19 protein-coding genes are annotated in these 15,941 nt (G+C 43.2%); 13 read left to right on the forward strand and 6 right to left on the reverse strand.

The annotated features are described in order from the left end of the window. Position 1 precedes the first annotated feature (1 nt). From udk to HT574_RS12355, 4 genes are all read left to right on the forward strand, one after another. Positions 2-637, forward strand: a complete 636-nt coding sequence (udk, locus tag HT574_RS12340; protein WP_017435583.1) for a uridine kinase — start codon at positions 2-4, stop codon at positions 635-637. Between the two features lie 127 nt (positions 638-764). Continuing rightward, positions 765-1,241 (forward strand): transcription elongation factor GreA, encoded by a 477-nt coding sequence (gene greA / locus HT574_RS12345; RefSeq protein WP_017435584.1) that lies wholly within the window; start codon positions 765-767, stop codon positions 1,239-1,241. 49 nt (positions 1,242-1,290) lie between these two features. Then, positions 1,291-3,069 carry a peptidoglycan D,D-transpeptidase FtsI family protein gene (locus HT574_RS12350; RefSeq protein WP_175244828.1) on the forward strand — a complete coding sequence of 593 codons (1,779 nt, stop codon included), beginning with the start codon at positions 1,291-1,293 and terminating at the stop codon, positions 3,067-3,069. 72 nt (positions 3,070-3,141) lie between these two features. After that, positions 3,142-3,777 carry a YrrS family protein gene (locus HT574_RS12355; RefSeq protein WP_175244829.1) on the forward strand — a complete coding sequence of 212 codons (636 nt, stop codon included), beginning with the start codon at positions 3,142-3,144 and terminating at the stop codon, positions 3,775-3,777. 36 nt (positions 3,778-3,813) lie between these two features. On the opposite strand, the gene HT574_RS12360 is transcribed toward HT574_RS12355, so the two are convergent. Further along, entirely contained in the window at positions 3,814-4,020 is a 207-nt protein-coding gene (locus HT574_RS12360; protein ID WP_175244830.1) for a YrzA family protein, read from the reverse strand. A 242-nt stretch (positions 4,021-4,262) separates the two neighbouring features. Between HT574_RS12360 and HT574_RS12365 the strand changes: the two genes are divergently transcribed. The 5 genes from HT574_RS12365 to HT574_RS12385 all read left to right on the forward strand — a co-directional run bounded on the left by HT574_RS12365 (position 4,263) and on the right by HT574_RS12385 (position 8,046). Continuing rightward, entirely contained in the window at positions 4,263-4,910 is a 648-nt protein-coding gene (locus HT574_RS12365) for a class I SAM-dependent methyltransferase (RefSeq protein WP_175244831.1), read from the forward strand. A 15-nt stretch (positions 4,911-4,925) separates the two neighbouring features. After that, entirely contained in the window at positions 4,926-5,624 is a 699-nt protein-coding gene (gene mtnN / locus HT574_RS12370; RefSeq protein ID WP_175244832.1) for a 5'-methylthioadenosine/S-adenosylhomocysteine nucleosidase, read from the forward strand. Positions 5,625-5,688: 64 nt separating this feature from the next. Next, complete coding sequence (locus tag HT574_RS12375) at positions 5,689-6,612, forward strand: PLP-dependent cysteine synthase family protein (RefSeq protein WP_175244833.1); 924 nt, start codon at positions 5,689-5,691, stop codon at positions 6,610-6,612. A gap of 2 nt (positions 6,613-6,614) precedes the next feature. Beyond that, positions 6,615-7,751 carry a bifunctional cystathionine gamma-lyase/homocysteine desulfhydrase gene (locus HT574_RS12380; RefSeq protein ID WP_175244834.1) on the forward strand — a complete coding sequence of 379 codons (1,137 nt, stop codon included), beginning with the start codon at positions 6,615-6,617 and terminating at the stop codon, positions 7,749-7,751. Positions 7,752-7,815: 64 nt separating this feature from the next. Then, a complete protein-coding gene (locus HT574_RS12385) occupies positions 7,816-8,046 on the forward strand; it encodes a YrhC family protein (RefSeq protein ID WP_017435591.1) in 231 nt (76 codons plus the stop codon). A gap of 332 nt (positions 8,047-8,378) precedes the next feature. On the opposite strand, the gene sigK is transcribed toward HT574_RS12385, so the two are convergent. After that, the gene (sigK, locus tag HT574_RS12390) at positions 8,379-9,089 is read right to left on the reverse strand and encodes an RNA polymerase sporulation sigma factor SigK (protein WP_017435592.1); all 711 of its coding nucleotides are present in this window, start codon (positions 9,087-9,089) and stop codon (positions 8,379-8,381) included. Positions 9,090-9,282: 193 nt separating this feature from the next. Here sigK and HT574_RS12395 point away from each other — a divergent pair, with 193 nt between their 5' ends. The 3 genes from HT574_RS12395 to ytvI all read left to right on the forward strand — a co-directional run bounded on the left by HT574_RS12395 (position 9,283) and on the right by ytvI (position 12,429). Next, positions 9,283-10,548, forward strand: a complete 1,266-nt coding sequence (locus HT574_RS12395) for a cation:dicarboxylate symporter family transporter (RefSeq protein ID WP_175244835.1) — start codon at positions 9,283-9,285, stop codon at positions 10,546-10,548. 144 nt (positions 10,549-10,692) lie between these two features. Then, entirely contained in the window at positions 10,693-11,286 is a 594-nt protein-coding gene (gene uptA / locus HT574_RS12400) for an undecaprenyl phosphate transporter UptA (protein WP_017435594.1), read from the forward strand. A gap of 117 nt (positions 11,287-11,403) precedes the next feature. Further along, positions 11,404-12,429, forward strand: a complete 1,026-nt coding sequence (gene ytvI / locus HT574_RS12405; RefSeq protein ID WP_175244836.1) for a sporulation integral membrane protein YtvI — start codon at positions 11,404-11,406, stop codon at positions 12,427-12,429. 62 nt (positions 12,430-12,491) lie between these two features. Here the strand turns inward: ytvI and motB are convergent, their stop codons facing one another. The 3 genes from motB to pssA all read right to left on the reverse strand — a co-directional run bounded on the left by motB (position 12,492) and on the right by pssA (position 14,753). After that, entirely contained in the window at positions 12,492-13,253 is a 762-nt protein-coding gene (gene motB, locus HT574_RS12410; protein ID WP_175244837.1) for a flagellar motor protein MotB, read from the reverse strand. After that, positions 13,246-14,037, reverse strand: a complete 792-nt coding sequence (motA, locus tag HT574_RS12415) for a flagellar motor stator protein MotA (protein ID WP_175244838.1) — start codon at positions 14,035-14,037, stop codon at positions 13,246-13,248. The genes motB and motA overlap by 8 nt, the downstream gene beginning before the upstream one ends. A gap of 176 nt (positions 14,038-14,213) precedes the next feature. Beyond that, positions 14,214-14,753, reverse strand: coding sequence for a CDP-diacylglycerol--serine O-phosphatidyltransferase (gene pssA / locus HT574_RS12420; protein WP_175244839.1), 540 nt, complete (start codon positions 14,751-14,753; stop codon positions 14,214-14,216). A gap of 122 nt (positions 14,754-14,875) precedes the next feature. On the opposite strand from pssA, the gene HT574_RS12425 reads away from it, so the two are divergent. Further along, positions 14,876-15,655 carry a phosphatidylserine decarboxylase gene (locus HT574_RS12425; RefSeq protein ID WP_017435599.1) on the forward strand — a complete coding sequence of 260 codons (780 nt, stop codon included), beginning with the start codon at positions 14,876-14,878 and terminating at the stop codon, positions 15,653-15,655. A 20-nt stretch (positions 15,656-15,675) separates the two neighbouring features. Here the strand turns inward: HT574_RS12425 and HT574_RS12430 are convergent, their stop codons facing one another. After that, positions 15,676-15,816 carry a sporulation histidine kinase inhibitor Sda gene (locus HT574_RS12430; protein WP_017435600.1) on the reverse strand — a complete coding sequence of 47 codons (141 nt, stop codon included), beginning with the start codon at positions 15,814-15,816 and terminating at the stop codon, positions 15,676-15,678. Positions 15,817-15,941 lie beyond the last annotated feature (125 nt).

Raw genomic sequence — 15,941 nt, forward strand, 5'->3', positions numbered from 1 at the left:
CATGGGGAAGAAGCCTGTTGTCATCGGCGTAGCCGGTGGATCCGGCTCGGGGAAAACGAGCGTGGCAAAGGCAATTTATGAGCATTTTGGCGATCGCTCGATTTTAGTGCTTGAGCAAGATTTTTACTATAAGGATCAAAGCCATCTCCCGTTTGCAGAACGGCTGAAAACGAATTACGATCATCCGCTTGCGTTTGATAATGATTTGTTAATTGAGCATATTCATAAATTGTTGCAGTATGAGCCGATTGAAAAGCCGGTGTATGATTACAAACTTCACACACGGTCGAATAAAGTCATCCACGTCGAGCCAAAAGATGTTATTATTTTAGAAGGGATTCTTGTCTTAGAGGATGAGCGTTTGCGCAACTTAATGGATATTAAAGTATACGTCGATACCGATGCGGACATCCGCATTATCCGCCGCCTGCTCCGCGACATTAAAGAACGTGGCCGCACGCTCGAGTCCGTCATCGAACAGTACGTTTCCGTCGTCCGCCCAATGCATAATCAATTCGTCGAACCGACGAAACGCTATGCCGATATCATTGTTCCGGAAGGCGGGCAAAATCATGTCGCCATTGATTTACTGGTCACAAAAATTCGCACAATTCTTGAACAAAAATCGTTTTTATAATAACATAGCATAGATAAAACAATATAAATATATATAAACAAGTAAACGTACGAACAGCGTTTTCCGTTGTTCGTACGTTTTACATACACATCATGAAAAAGAAAAATATATAGAGGAGTGAAAGATGATGGCAAATGAAAAGCAATATCCAATGACAAAAGAGGGAAAAGAGAAACTGGAACAAGAGCTTGAATATTTAAAAACGGTAAAGCGGAAGGAAGTAGTGGAACGCATTAAAATTGCCCGCGGTTTTGGAGACCTGTCGGAAAACTCGGAATACGATGCCGCCAAAGATGAGCAAGCATTTGTCGAGTCGCGCATTCAAACGTTGGAAAATATGATTCGCAATGCGGTGATCATTGAAGAAGACAAGGAAAATCCGGATGTCGTTTCCTTAGGAAAATCAGTGACATTTATTGAACTTCCGGACGGGGAAGAAGAAACGTACACGATTGTCGGCAGCGCAGAGGCCGATCCATTTGAAGGGAAAATTTCCAATGACTCCCCGATCGCAAAATCGCTGCTTGGCAGAAGAGTTGGCGAAGAAGTCACCGTGCAAACACCAGGTGGCGAAATGCTCGTAAAAATTGTTGCTGTTAAATAGGTTTCAAAATAAAACACCTCGTCGAAAATGAAGATGAGGTGTTTTATTTATGTGGAAAAAAAGAGTAATGGTGGTGCTTGCTCTTATCCAAATCAGCATTTTTCTTCTCATCGGCAGGCTTGTTCAAATCCAGTTAGTGAGCACAGAGTCGTTTTCCGTGAAGAAAGTCAATTTGATTGAGGAAAGCGTTGCGCAACGGACACAAGAGTTAATGATTGACGACGGGAGGGGAATGTTTACGGATCGAAACGGGAAACCGCTCACGAAACAGTATATCCCCTCTCTTGTGCTATTCCCGTTTTTAAAAACGATGAAATGGCCTGTCGAGCAAGTGGCAAACATTCTTCACATTTCACCGCAAGTCATCATTGATCAGCTGCAAAAAGCAAAAGAACCGTTTGTATTGACTATGGACAGCCATCCATTTGTGCTGAGCGAAAAACAAATGGAAAAAATCAACCAGTTGCATATTCCAGGTGTGTTTGCGGTAAACAAGCAGTATCCGCTTGAAAAAGTATATGCGCCACATTTAATCGGATTTACCCGAGCGGACAGCCGCCTTTTGCGTTCCCGCTACCCAAAGCGGCATCTTCCTCCGCATACGGAAGTTGGCATTCATGGCCTGCAAAAGGCATTTGACGAATTTTTAATCCCTGAAGGAGAAACAAAGCTGTTGTATCATGTTGATGCGGAAGGAGGCCCTTTATTTGGCCTTGACGTGAAGTATAGTGATCCTAGCAATCCATTTTATCCTGTTTCTGTAAAAACGACAATGGACCGCGATTTGCAAAAAATTGCCGAAAGGGCCGCTGATGAGCATCATTTAAAGAAAGGCGGCATTGTACTATTGGATATCCCAACAAACAGTGTTCTTGCAATGGTCAGCCGTCCTGATATGGACCCGCGCAATCCGTATAAAAACCACGGCGCGGAAAACCAGATGGTGTTGCCACAAATCCCAGGCTCCGTATTTAAGACCGTCGTTGCCGCCGCTGCGTTGGAAAAAGGGATGGTTTCGTCAACGGAAATGTTTGATTGCGGCAAAAAAATTGATGGAGTAACGCCGGATCGAGATCATGATTACGGAACGCTAGGGTTTGAGGAAAGTTTTGCGGTCAGCTGCAACAACGCGTTTGCGACGCTTGGGAAAAAGCTTGTTGAACAAGAGCCGGACATTTTGGAAACGTATGCGAAAAAACTTGGCTTATATCCGCTCGCCGGATGGCGAGGCGATGTCTATCATGAAACGGATTTTAAACAATTTCCAGAGGAGAGAAAAGGAACGATATGGCATGATGAGCGTGATAAACATGTGCCGCTTGCCGTTGCGCAAACGTCAATTGGACAAAAAGACGTGCGCGTATCGCCGCTGGGGGTCGCCAACATGATGGCAACGATTGCCCGCAATGGCGAGGCAAGGCAAGTGAGGGCGGTAGACAAAATTTTATATAAAAACGGCACGACTTTGTTCACGTTTCCGCAGCAAACGTTTTCCGATGAACCGCCGATTTCTTCGGTTACCGCCAATCAATTGCAGCGGTTATTGCGCAAAGTGGTGACGGATAAACAGGGAACGGGACGGCGTTTTCAATCGCTTCCGTATGCGGTCGCCGGAAAATCGGGTACGGCAGAAACCGGAAAAAAACTTGCCAATGAAGAACTTGTGAATAAATGGTTTGCTGGCTATTTCCCTGCCGATGCCCCGAAATACGCGCTCGTCGTCGTCGAGCTGGACTGCCACAGTTCACGGACGGTAACGAACGATATCTTTTTCGATCTCGTACAAAAAATATATGAGTTTGACAAACAGGACAAAAAATCGGAATAACGACGAAACAGTTTATTAGAAAGGGTCGCCATGATACAATAGAAGCAGCTAAATGAGGGAGGTTGTCAACGGTTGGCAAAAGAAATTGGACCGCGTTTCGCACAACGGGCAAAGCGCCGGAAAATCAATCGCATTCTCAATGCCGCCATTGCCGTCGTTGTTTTGCTGATTGTGGTGGTGGCGTGGAATTTATTTGCTGGTGACGACGAGCCGCATAAGCAAGCGGCGAACACATCGGCAAAAACGGAAACGAAAGAAAATCATGATGATAAAAAAGTAGAGGTGGAGATGGGGGATAAGCAGCAAATAAATGAAGAAAGTGAGCGATCCGACAAGAAAGAAACGGGCGAGGAAGAAGAACAAGAACAAGAAGTGATAGAAACGCCAGGAGCCCCTGGTTCCAACATCGAGAAAGAAATCGTCAATCCGGCATGGCAGCCGATTGGCACGACGCAGTCGGAGCCGCATGTCACCCAATTTAAAAAAGATTCGGTAGATTGGAAGGAAATGCTCGACGCGGTCAGTTACGCGACCGGAGTTTCCCAATCGGATATGATCGTGTGGTTTATTGGCAATAATGGACCGAACAAAGCGGTGGCCACCATTTCTACGAGAGATCAAACACAGCACTACAAGGTATATATCGAATGGGTCGAAAACCAAGGATGGAAACCGACGAAAGTGCAAAAGCTGAAAGAAAAGGAATAAGAAAGTAGCGGATTTCCTGTGTTGATGGAAATCCGCCTATTTTTTTGCTTTGAAATGGACGACAGCGCTGTAAAACCTTTTTCCGTTTTCCGCTACATGCATTTGATGCGAAACATGGTGGACGTGAAGCAAAAGCGCCTTATTATGCTCGATTTGTTCGTTAATTTTTTTCTCGAGCGTCTGCAAATCATCGGCCTCAAAAAATTCGACTTTATCCTCAATGAGATCGAGAGAAATGTTCATGGATCAAGCCTCCTTTCACCGCCAAGTGTAGCAGATTTTCACGTTATAATCTATTCGGTCGCGGAAAACATTTGCGATTTTTGTCGCAAGCTGGCCATTTTGTCTAGGAAAAATAGAGAATGGGTAAAACGAAAAAAATTTATCATTGAAGAAAATAAAAACTTATGATACATTGAGAACAGATTTGAGGTATAAAACATAGTATATTCATAGGAATTATAAAAATTATGGAGCGTGACATTATGGGCAGAGAGTTTCTTGATTTGTTTGAAGAATGGGCGGAATCATATGATCAATCCGTGGAAGGATATGACGAAGAATACCGCGAGGTGTTTGCAAATTATGATGATATTTTAAATACAGTCGCTGATAAGGCAGGGAATGTCGTGCTTGAATTCGGCGTCGGCACAGGAAATTTAACGAAAAAGCTAATCGAACAAAGCAAAACAGTGTACGGTGTAGAACCGTCTGCACCGATGCGAAAAAAAGCACGCGAAAAGCTAGGGGCACACGTGTCAATCGTGGACGGGGATTTTTTGCAGTTTCCGCTCCCTCCAGAGCCGATCGATACGGTTGTCAGCACATATGCTTTTCACCATCTTACCGATGCGGAAAAAGGCGAAGCAATTGCCAAGTATGGCAAGTTATTAAAAAAAGGTGATAAAATAGTGTTTGCTGACACGGCATTCCGTGACAAGCAAGCGTTTCAGCAGGCCATACAGGAGGCAAGGGCGCGCGGTTTCCATAACTTGGCTGAAGACCTCGAACGTGAATATTATACGACATTGGACGTATTGACAAAACTATTTACAGAACACGGCTTTTCCGTCACATTTACACAAAAAAATGCATTTGTATGGGTGATGGAGGCGGTAAAACAAGAAAAATAAGGAAGAGGGAGAAACATGAAAGCAGCGATTATCGGGGCAATGGAAGAAGAAGTAACTATTTTGCGTGACCAAATGGAAGGACGGAAAGAAACGGTTATCGCCAATTGCGAATTTTCAACGGGCCGGATCAACGGTGTCGATGTCATTTTGTCGAAATCGGGCATTGGCAAAGTAAACGCGGCGATGGCAACGGCCATTTTGCTGGAGCGGTTCCGGCCGAATTACGTCATTAATACCGGTTCAGCGGGGGGATTTTTAGCGGCGTTAAACGTCGGTGATATCGTTATTTCCAGTGAAGTGGTGCATCATGATGTCGATGTGACGGCTTTTGGATATGAGTATGGGCAAGTGCCGGGAATGCCGGCGCGCTATCAGGCGAACAAGACATTAATAGACATTGCCAAACGCAGCGCCCAAGAAATTAACAATGTGCAAGTTGTCACAGGCCTCATCGCCACTGGTGACTCGTTTATGAACGATCCGGCGCGCGTCGAGTTTGTCCGAGGCAAGTTTCCGGAGCTTTGCGCCGTCGAAATGGAAGCGGCAGCGATTGCCCAAGTATGCATACAATTTGCTGTGCCGTTCGTGATTATTCGTGCACTCTCCGACATTGCCGGCAAGGAATCGGATATCTCATTTGAACAATTTTTAGATACGGCGGCAAAACATTCCGCCCGTTTAGTCGCATCGATGCTGTCATTATTGCAAAAATAAACCAATAAACCGAGGAAGGCGTCCCTTCCTCTTTCTATGTTTGTTAAGAAATGGAGTGACAAAAATGCGAGTGGCCAAAAATGTGCACGAGCTGATTGGACATACGCCGGTGGTGGAAATTACGCAATTTCTTCTGCCGGAGGGAGTCCGCGTATTTGCAAAATTGGAATCTTTCAACCCGGGAGGAAGCATTAAAGACCGTCTTGGCCAAGAGTTATTGCGCGATGCATTAGAAACAGGGAAATTAAAGGAAGGTGGAACGATCATTGAGCCGACGGCGGGAAACACCGGCATTGGGCTGGCGCTGGCGGCGATTGGCAAAAACATCAACGTGATTTTTTGCGTGCCTGAAAAATTCAGCATTGAAAAGCAGCAAATCATGAAAGCGCTCGGTGCAACAATTGTCCACACACCGACGAGCGAAGGAATGCAAGGAGCGATTCGCAAGGCGCAAGAGCTGGCTCGTGAGATTCCGAACTCCTATTGTCCGCAGCAGTTTGCCAACCCGGCCAACCCAAGAACGTATTATAAAACGCTCGGCCCGGAACTATGGGAAGACCTTGACGGACAAATCGACATATTTGTTGCCGGAGCCGGTTCGGGCGGAACGTTTATGGGAACGGCAACGTTTCTAAAAGAAAAAAATCCTAACATTAAAACGGTCATTGTCGAGCCTGAAGGGTCGATTTTAAACGGCGGAGAGCCCGGACCGCATAAAACAGAAGGAATCGGTATGGAATTTTTGCCGGACTATATGGATCCGAGCTACTTTGATGCGATTCATACGATCCGTGATGAAGATGCGTTCCGCCGCGTCAAAGAGCTCGCTGCCAAAGAAGGATTGCTCGTCGGCAGTTCTTCTGGCGCCGCGTTCCATGCCGCATTGCTCGAAGCGGAAAAAGCAAAGCCGGGAACGAATATCGTCGTCATTTTTCCGGACAGCAGTGAGCGCTATTTAAGCAAAAAAATTTATGAAGGTGGGATATGATAATGAAAAGAAAAACAAAGCTCATTCACGGCGGCATTTCAGGTGATCCGCATACGGGAGCGGTTTCTGTTCCGATTTATCAAGTTAGCACATATAAACAAGAAGGTGTTGGCGGTCATAAAGGCTTTGAATATTCGCGCACCGGCAATCCAACCCGCCATGCGTTAGAAGAACTGATTAAAGATTTAGAAGAAGGATATGCCGGTTTTGCATTTGCCTCCGGAATGGCGGCGATTACGGCGGTCATGATGCTGTTTAACAGCGGGGATCATGTCATTTTAACCGACGATGTGTATGGCGGCACGTATCGCGTTATGACAAAAGTGCTAAACCGCCTAGGGCTTGAATCGACTTTTATTGATACAAGCGATCTTTCAAACATCGAAAGACATATCCAGCCGAATACGAAAGCGCTTTACATTGAAACACCAACCAACCCGCTCTTAAAAATTACTGACATTCAAGCTGCTTCCGCCATCGCCAAAAAGCATGGCCTGCTTACGATCGTCGACAACACGTTCAGCACCCCGTATTGGCAAACGCCGATTGCTCTTGGCGTCGACATTGTTGTCCATAGCGCGACGAAATATTTAGGAGGCCATAGCGATGTGGTCGCTGGTTTGGCAGTTGTCAATTCAGAAGAATTAGCAGAAAAACTACATTTTATTCAAAACTCCACCGGAGGAATTCTCGGTCCGCAAGATTCATGGCTGCTTATGCGCGGCATCAAGACGCTTGGCGTGCGCATGGAGGAGCATGAAGAAAACACGAGAAAAATCGTTGAATTTTTAGTGAATCATCCAGCGATCCAAAAAGTATATTATCCAGGATTGGAAACACATCCAAACCATGAGGTTGCCAAAAAGCAAATGCGCGGATTTGGCGGCATGGTCTCCTTTGATGTCGGAAGTGCGGAGAAAGCCGATCAAGTGTTAAACCGTGTCCGCTATTTTACGCTTGCGGAAAGTTTGGGAGCGGTGGAAAGTTTAATTTCGCTGCCGGCGAAAATGACGCACGCATCCATTCCGAAAGAACGTCGTGAACAATTAGGAATTACTGATGGGTTGATTCGCATTTCTGTTGGATTGGAAGATGTGGAAGATTTAATTGAAGATTTAGCGCAAGCATTGCATGGTTAAAATTACATCCCCACATTTGCTGTCCTGTATGATACAGTTAAGGATGGAAAGTGGGGGGATAGCGATGGAACGGCAAAAGCAACAATGGAAGGAAAAAGCGGCTGATTACAAAATGTTTGCTGGCGTATTGCTAGCGTTAAGTGTCTTTTTGTATATTGGCACGCTTCTTCCTACGATTGCGCCGGAGAAAAAGGCGTATTTGCTTAGTTTCATTGTGATATTGTTAATAGGCGCGTTTTCCTTTTTTCAACGAGCGATCAAATATATCCGCTTATTGCGGGAAACGGACAAATAAACCTGCCTTTTCTTGTTGGAGAGGCAGGTTTATTGCCATTTTTACCAAAAAACTGTTTGTAAACATATTCCAGTTGGATATAGTTACCTCTGTGATTTCATAAATTGTTCACAACCATGCAAAGAAACCGATTGTTCCTCCGTGTAAAATGAAAGAGGAAGAAATGCAAGGAGGGGGAACAAGGGATGTTCGCAATGGTGATGGGGATTGTGGTTACTGCAGCGATAGCATTGATTATAACAGCGGAAGTAAGTGTGGAAGCACAAAATTAACAAAATAAGAAGAAAAAGGAAAGGTGTCCCAATAGTCATCTTGGGACACCTTTTCCATACTTATCTTCGCTTTTCTTTTTCATTCCGATAAAACTCATGAAACATTTTCATTAATGCGCGCTTTTCGATTCGGGATACATAGCTTCTTGAGATGCCAAGTTCTTTAGCGATTTCGCGCTGTGTTTTTTCCTGCTGCATATCAAGGCCGAACCGGCTAATAATGACTTCTTTTTCTCGTTCATCCAACACATCGATGTATTTTTTTACCTGTTCAAGTTCCATGTTCAGATGAATTTCATCCACAATATCGTTTCCTTCGGATTTTAAAATATCAATTAAGCTAATTTCGTTTCCTTCTTTATCCTGCCCGATCGGCTCATGCAAGGAGACGTCTTTTCTTGTTTTTTTCAATGAGCGCAAATGCATTAAAATTTCGTTTTCAATGCAGCGGGCTGCATATGTGGCCAGCTTTGTTCCTTTACTGGACGAGTAGCTTTCGATCGCCTTAATCAGGCCGATGGTGCCAATGGAAATTAAGTCCTCCACATCTTCGCCGGTATTTTCAAACTTTTTTACAATATGGGCAACAAGACGTAAGTTATGTTCAATTAAAATATTGCGGGCCTGTTTATCTCCTTTCGCCATCAGCTCTAAGTATTTTTCTTCTTCCTTGGGGCTTAACGGTTGGGGAAATGCATTGTTTTTAATGTATGATACTAAAAACATTAATTCTTTCATTAGAAACGCAAACGCTGATAAAATGCCGGACATTCTGTCACCCCCCACCCTATGTCGTTGTAGGCAATGGCCTATTTTATGTATATGACGGAAGGGGGTTGTACGTGTTTGAACAAAAAAAGAAAGAAGCGTACGTAAATAACAAATATTATTGACGTCTGAATGTTGTAATAGTAAAATAATTTTGTCGTTTTTTGTCTAAAAACTATCCAAAGGAGGCGATGAGGTGAAAAAGATTGGATTAGCTTGGCAAATTTTTATCGGTCTTGTTCTGGGGATTGTTGTTGGGGCTATTTTCTATGGAAATCCGAAAGTAGCTACTTATTTGCAGCCGATTGGAGATATTTTCCTTCGCCTTATCAAAATGATTGTCATTCCAATTGTGATTTCAAGCCTTGTTGTAGGCGTTGCTAATGTTGGAGACTTGAAGAAGCTTGGAAAACTAGGCGGAAAAACGATTATTTATTTCGAAATTATCACGACGATTGCGATTGTCGTTGGTTTATTGGCGGCGAATATTTTTCAGCCGGGAGCCGGCGTGAACATGAAATCGTTGGAGAAAACAGATATTCAAAGCTATATTGATACAACGAACGAAGTGCAACACCATTCGATGGTTGAAACATTTGTCAATATTGTTCCAAAAAACGTTTTTGAATCGTTATCAACTGGGAATATGTTGCCAATTATTTTCTTCTCGGTTATGTTTGGTTTAGGCGTAGCAGCAATCGGGGAGAAAGGGAGGCCGGTGTTGCAGTTTTTCCAAGGTACGGCGGAAGCGATGTTTTATGTGACAAACCAAATTATGAAATTTGCGCCGTTTGGCGTGTTTGCGCTGATCGGTGTAACAGTTTCGAAATTTGGGGTTGAATCGCTCATTCCGCTTAGCAAACTTGTCATTCTCGTTTATGCAACGATGATTTTCTTTATTGTTGCGGTGCTTGGTGGAGTTGCTAAGCTTGTTGGTATAAATATTTTTAATATTATCAAAATTTTAAAGGACGAATTGATTCTGGCGTACAGTACAGCGAGTTCGGAAACGGTTCTTCCGAAAATTATGGAGAAGATGGAGAAATTCGGCTGCCCGAAAGCGATTACATCGTTTGTCATTCCGACAGGCTATTCGTTTAACCTAGACGGTTCTACGTTATATCAGGCGCTGGCTGCCATTTTTATCGCACAGCTGTACGGCATTGATATTCCGATTTCGCAACAAATTTCCCTTGTACTTGTGTTAATGGTAACATCAAAAGGAATCGCCGGAGTGCCGGGCGTCTCGTTTGTCGTGTTGCTCGCGACGCTAGGAACAGTTGGCATTCCGGTAGAAGGATTGGCGTTTATTGCCGGAATCGACCGCATTTTGGATATGGCCCGCACGGTTGTCAACGTCATTGGCAACTCGCTGGCGGCGGTTGTTATGTCCAAATGGGAAGGACAATATAACGAAGAAAAAGCAAAACAATATATTTCCAAGCTGCAGCAAAGTGCATGATGGTGAAAAGCTGTCCGAAAAAGACAGCTTTTTTTTTCTATGGATAAATTTATTTTTTTCTGCCATGCAGTATAGTATAATTGGTTGCGGAATAGGGTTGTAATGGACGGCTTGGCTTTAATATACATACATAGGAGGAGAACGATGCACGAGTTGGTACAGACGGTTTTTACCTTTTTGGCGGATTTAGGATATTTCGGAGTCGCCTTGGCATTAATGATTGAAATTATTCCAAGCGAAATTGTACTTGCCTATGCGGGATATTTGGTATCGCGTGGAGAAATATCCTTGATTGGAGCGGTGATAGCGGGAACGATCGGCGGAACGATCGCCCAGCTGTTTCTTTATTGGATGGGGTATTATGGCGGCAGACCGTTTCTTGATAAATACGGAAAATATTTGTTGATTAAAAAGAAACATCTTGATGTAGCGGAACAATGGTTTGAAAAATACGGTCCAGGCGTCATATTTACTGCGAGATTCATTCCAGTTGTCCGCCACGCTATTTCGATCCCGGCGGGCATCGCGAAAATGTCGTGGAAAAAATTCACTTTCTATACAACGTGCGCGATTATTCCGTGGTCGATTTTCTTCATTTATTTAGGGGAACGACTAGGAAGCCACTGGCAGGAGATTGATCAAATTGCTCGCCCGTATTTGCGGCCGATTATGGCGGCAGCGGTCATTGCTATTGTCGTTTATATCGGCGTCCAAATGTATCGGCGCAAGCGGATGTGATCTCTTACAATCAAACGAAGCTGTGATGGGGAGCTCACGATGGTTGATTGTTTTGTCTCCATTCTCTATATTTATGATAGGGACTGCTCAAAAAATCTAATTGAATGGGGTACGATAGTGAAAAAGTTTATTATTATTGCTTTCATTCTCGCCGTAGTATTATTTCTGCTACCATACAGCTTGCCGCTTATTTTCGCGCTAGCGACGGCGTTATTACTGGAGCCGTCAGTGCAGCACTTGCAAATCCATTATCGGTTGAAACGGGCGCATGCGGTAACGGCGATCTTTTCGTTATTCCTTGTCATCGTTGGCATTTCTTTTTACTTCCTGATCGTCATCCTTGTACAGCAAATGATGACTTTTTCGCAAAAACTGCCGCACTTTTTGAGTGAGACGACGAAAGTTTTAGATGACTTAATTCAGATGTGGGAGTCGTACTCGAGTTCGATTCCGAAAGAAATTATTCATTCATTGGAAAACAGTGTAAAAACAATTCAACATTTACTCTTAGAGTTTGCCACTAATTTAACGCAGTCGATTGTTCATTATATCACGCTTATTCCCGGTTTTCTTATTCATTTCTTAGTATATTTAGTAGCGTTGTTTCTCATTAGTTTAGATTTGCCGAAACTAAAAAGGGGAACGAGAAAATACTTGTCCGAGCGCACGTATCAGCGGCTGGCGATGGTGGTGGCGCAGTTAAGCAAAGCCGGCATTGGCTTTATTAAAGCGCAGTTTTTGCTCAGTTTGATCACCTTTTTTATTGCCTTGGTCGGCTTATTACTGTTAAAAGTGGATTATGCTGTTGTTATGGCATTAATTATTGTGATTGTAGATATTTTGCCTATTTTAGGAACCGGTTCTGTGCTGGTGCCTTGGGGAGTCATCAGCATTGCCAATGGCCATAGCGGGCTTGGCATCGGTCTTATTGTATTGTTTGTCATTATTACCGTATTGCGCCGAATTATTGAGCCAAAAGTGTTCTCAACGAACTTAGGCATTTCTCCTTTGGCTGCATTAATCAGCGTTTATTTAGGGTTTCAGTTGCTGGGTTTCATTGGATTGTTTATTGGACCGGCATTGGTGATTTTAGTAGAAACAATGGTAAAGGCTGGAGTGATCAAATTTTCTTTTAAGCTTTAAGCAAAAACAGGCTGGCACATATTTGCCAGCCTGTTTTTGCTTCGGTGTGCAAACGATAGTTTTCAGTGAAGGGAATAGGGTGATGTTTTCGTGTGCGGCAAAATTAAAATTTCGACGCGCCGATTTTTCATCCTCCCCTCAGGAGTATCATTTGATGCAACCGGCTTAAATTCCCCGTATCCTTTTGCGCTAAACGAGCGCGGATCGAGCTTCGGGTTTTCCAATAACAGTTTCATAAAATTTACTGCCCGCATCACGCTTAGCTCCCAGTTGGAAGCGAACTGAGCATTATGAATCGGCACGTTATCCGTATGTCCGCTAATAATAATATTGCGCGGCGGATTCATGACGAGCAGCTGGGAAATTTCTTTAGCGAGCCTCCGGTCTTTTACCCGTACTTCTGCACTTCCCGAATCAAATAAAATATCGTTTAATATGGTGATCGCCAATCCTTCTTCCGTTAAAGAGGTCTGCAATTTCCCGTTTAAATGATTTTGCACGATGTACTCATCAATTTTTTCTTTTACATTCTGTAATTCTTCTTTATCTCGTTTATCGAGTGCACTTTTATGTTTATGGTCTTGCTTTGACGACGAAGGAAGCTGTTTTGGCTCAACCGGGCTTTCAAAATCAAGGACACCCGTCCCGCCAGTAAACGAGGCGCTAAATGAGCGGGAAATTTCCTGGAATTTTTTTTGGTCGATTTGGCTGCTCGCAAACAAAACGATAAAAAGGGAAAGCAATAGCGTTAATAAGTCAGCGTACGGAATCAGCCAGGATTCGTTCATATTCCCTGCCTGCTTCACTTTCTTTTTCTTACTCATTTCCTTTTTCTCCCTGTTCCATCAGTTTCCGACGTTCGCCTTCTGAAAGATAGGAAGCAAGCTTTTGTTCAATCGTTCGTGGCGCTTGTCCTTCCAAAATAGAAAGGACTCCCTCTATCATGATTTGCCGTATTTTTGCTTCTTCCCTTGATTTTCTTCTTAATTTATTGGCAAATGGATGCCATAGCACATATCCAGTGAAAATTCCAAGCAAGGTGGCGACGAATGCCGCGCTAATCGCCTTGCCAATTTCGCTGATATGCTCTATATTCCCCAGTGCCGCAATGAGTCCGATGACTGCACCAAGCACTCCAAGTGTCGGCGCATATGTACCTGCTTGTGAAAAAATAGATGCATTTGCCTCGTGTCGCTCTTCCATCGCTTCAATTTCTTCGGTCATGACATCGCGAATAAAATCTTGCGTTTGACCGTCAATCACCATGCTTAAACCGTTTCGCAAAAATGGATCGCCAATCTCATCTAATTTTGTTTCTAAGGCGAGCAGCCCTTCACGCCGGGCTATGTTCGCCCAGTCGACAAACAACGGAATCAATTCTTCCACCGTTGGAATATTTTGTTCTTTAAAAATGACGGCTAACAACTTCGGTATTTTTTTTATTTCGCGGGCCGGAAACGCGATGGTAACAGAAGCGATTGTTCCGACGATAATAATGAAAATTGCTGCCGGGTTAATTAATACACTTAGATTGACCCCTTTAAAGAACATTCCTAAGGCAACAGCAATGATGCCAAGAAGAATTCCAATAATCGATGTTTTATCCAATGAAATCCCCCCGTTACATGAAAAACACAATATTCCATTTTTGTGCTTTATAATAAATCCACATTTATCATATAATTAATAACAAAGATTGAAAAGGGAAAATAGTGTGGTAAGGAAACAAAAGGGCTGCCCAATCCGTTTGATTTCGCTGTTGGAAAGGACAGCCTTGCTTAGTTTTATATTTTTTTCAGCTTAAATGTTCCGACCATTAAAAACGATAGGGTGATCATTAGGAAAATAAAAAACTGCGGGGGAAAATAATGAATCGTTAAGTAGCTTAACGTCAGCAGCACTCCTGCTGCCGTAATGGGAAGCCCGGAAAAATAGCCGTTATTTTCTGTAATATTGAACCTCGCAAGCCGAAAGGCGCCGCAGCCGATATATAAAATAGTGAAAAATGCACCTGGTGCACCAAATTCGTACAGCAAACTCTGATACATTAGCAATGCAGGGGCCACTCCAAAGGATATGATATCACTCATTGAATCCAATTGTTTGCCGAGGTCCGATTCAATGTTTAGTTTCCGCGCAACAGCTCCATCAAAGCGATCGACCAAGGCCGCTAAAAAGATAAGGAGCAGGCTGACATGAAGCTGCCCTTTTAACGTCGTTAGGACGGAGAAGCCGCCAAGCGATAAATTAGTCATGGTTAAGATGTTTGCCATGTTTGCTTTTAATTTTTTTAATGTGTAATCTAAATAATCGGATAAAAACATTTCTCCTCACTCCTTTTTCGCCATAAAACACGGCCGGCAAAATCTACTACCATTATACTCATTTTACTTGTAATATGAAAGGTAGCAAAAAACACTATCGCCACAAATTGGAGGGAATATGTTTGCTGAAATGGTTGTATCGCCTGCTGATTGAATTGACAAATCATTGGCTTTCGTCAAAAATCATTGCCATTTTTACGAAATCCCGTTTAAGTGCAGTACTTATTCCATCATATGCAAAAATTTATCATATTAATCAAGAAGAGATGGAAAAAAACTTAAAACATTATAAAACGTTGCAGCAATTGTTTATTCGCAGGCTAAAAGCGGGGACAAGGCCGATTGACGAAGCCGAAAACAGTGTGATTAGTCCGGTCGATGCCATTATTGAAGATATTGGCATCATTCATGAAAATAGTGAAATCGTTGTGAAAAACAAAACGTATTCGATTGCGGAGATGCTTGGCAGCAGCGAGGCCGCCCAAAAATATTTGAACGGATTATTTATTATTTTATATTTAAGCCCAAGCCATTATCATCGCATTCACAGTCCAATATCTGGAGTGGTGCAGAGGCAATGGGCGCTTGGAAAAAAATCATATCCTGTCAATCGTCTTGGCTTGAAGTACGGGAAACAGCCGCTGTCGAAAAACTATCGCATGATCACGGAAGTCGATGCAAACGGAAAACAAGTTGCGATTGTAAAAATAGGTGCGATGTTTGTCAACAGTATTGAGCTTACTCATGCAAGCAAAGAATTGACGAAAGGACAGGAAATTGCCTACTTTTCTTTTGGCTCTACTGTTGTTTTATTATTTGAAAAAGATAGCATTGAGCTTGATGAACGGATCGTTGTGCCCATGGGAATTAAAGTTGGGGAGCGGCTTGGGTACTTAAAATAAAAAAAAAGCCCTGAGGCGAATCAGGATGACAGTTTAATTTTATGACTTAACGAACGGCGCTGGATTTCTTTTTCGATGAGCGCAATAAATTCAGGATTTAAATTCAGCTCTTTTGCTTTATAATACGATTCGATCAACAGCTCATCGGATAGATGCTTCATGCTGAAACCCCCTTCAGCAATGGAATATAATTTGTAATTGATACATATAATGGTAAGTTACTTTAACTGTATCATGATTTCCGGAATAGAACAACCGTTCTGTTATCCACAACGACTCGTGGATA

The sequence above is a fragment of the Parageobacillus sp. VR-IP genome, from assembly GCF_013357975.1.
In the GTDB taxonomy this organism is placed as follows: Bacteria; Bacillota; Bacilli; order Bacillales; family Anoxybacillaceae; genus Saccharococcus; species Saccharococcus caldoxylosilyticus.

What these genes read in the sequence shown, in the direction of transcription:
- udk (WP_017435583.1), top strand. Translation starts at nt 2, where the DNA reads ATGGGGAAGAAGCCTGTTGTCATCGGCGTAGCCGGTGGATCCGGCTCG.
- greA (WP_017435584.1), top strand. Translation starts at nt 765, where the DNA reads ATGGCAAATGAAAAGCAATATCCAATGACAAAAGAGGGAAAAGAGAAA.
- HT574_RS12350 (WP_175244828.1), top strand. Translation starts at nt 1,291, where the DNA reads ATGTGGAAAAAAAGAGTAATGGTGGTGCTTGCTCTTATCCAAATCAGC.
- HT574_RS12360 (WP_175244830.1), bottom strand. Translation starts at nt 4,020, where the DNA reads ATGAACATTTCTCTCGATCTCATTGAGGATAAAGTCGAATTTTTTGAG.
- HT574_RS12365 (WP_175244831.1), top strand. Translation starts at nt 4,263, where the DNA reads ATGGGCAGAGAGTTTCTTGATTTGTTTGAAGAATGGGCGGAATCATAT.
- mtnN (WP_175244832.1), top strand. Translation starts at nt 4,926, where the DNA reads ATGAAAGCAGCGATTATCGGGGCAATGGAAGAAGAAGTAACTATTTTG.
- HT574_RS12375 (WP_175244833.1), top strand. Translation starts at nt 5,689, where the DNA reads ATGCGAGTGGCCAAAAATGTGCACGAGCTGATTGGACATACGCCGGTG.
- HT574_RS12380 (WP_175244834.1), top strand. Translation starts at nt 6,615, where the DNA reads ATGAAAAGAAAAACAAAGCTCATTCACGGCGGCATTTCAGGTGATCCG.
- HT574_RS12385 (WP_017435591.1), top strand. Translation starts at nt 7,816, where the DNA reads ATGGAACGGCAAAAGCAACAATGGAAGGAAAAAGCGGCTGATTACAAA.
- sigK (WP_017435592.1), bottom strand. Translation starts at nt 9,089, where the DNA reads ATGTCCGGCATTTTATCAGCGTTTGCGTTTCTAATGAAAGAATTAATG.
- uptA (WP_017435594.1), top strand. Translation starts at nt 10,693, where the DNA reads ATGCACGAGTTGGTACAGACGGTTTTTACCTTTTTGGCGGATTTAGGA.
- motB (WP_175244837.1), bottom strand. Translation starts at nt 13,253, where the DNA reads ATGAGTAAGAAAAAGAAAGTGAAGCAGGCAGGGAATATGAACGAATCC.
- pssA (WP_175244839.1), bottom strand. Translation starts at nt 14,753, where the DNA reads ATGTTTTTATCCGATTATTTAGATTACACATTAAAAAAATTAAAAGCA.
- HT574_RS12430 (WP_017435600.1), bottom strand. Translation starts at nt 15,816, where the DNA reads ATGAAGCATCTATCCGATGAGCTGTTGATCGAATCGTATTATAAAGCA.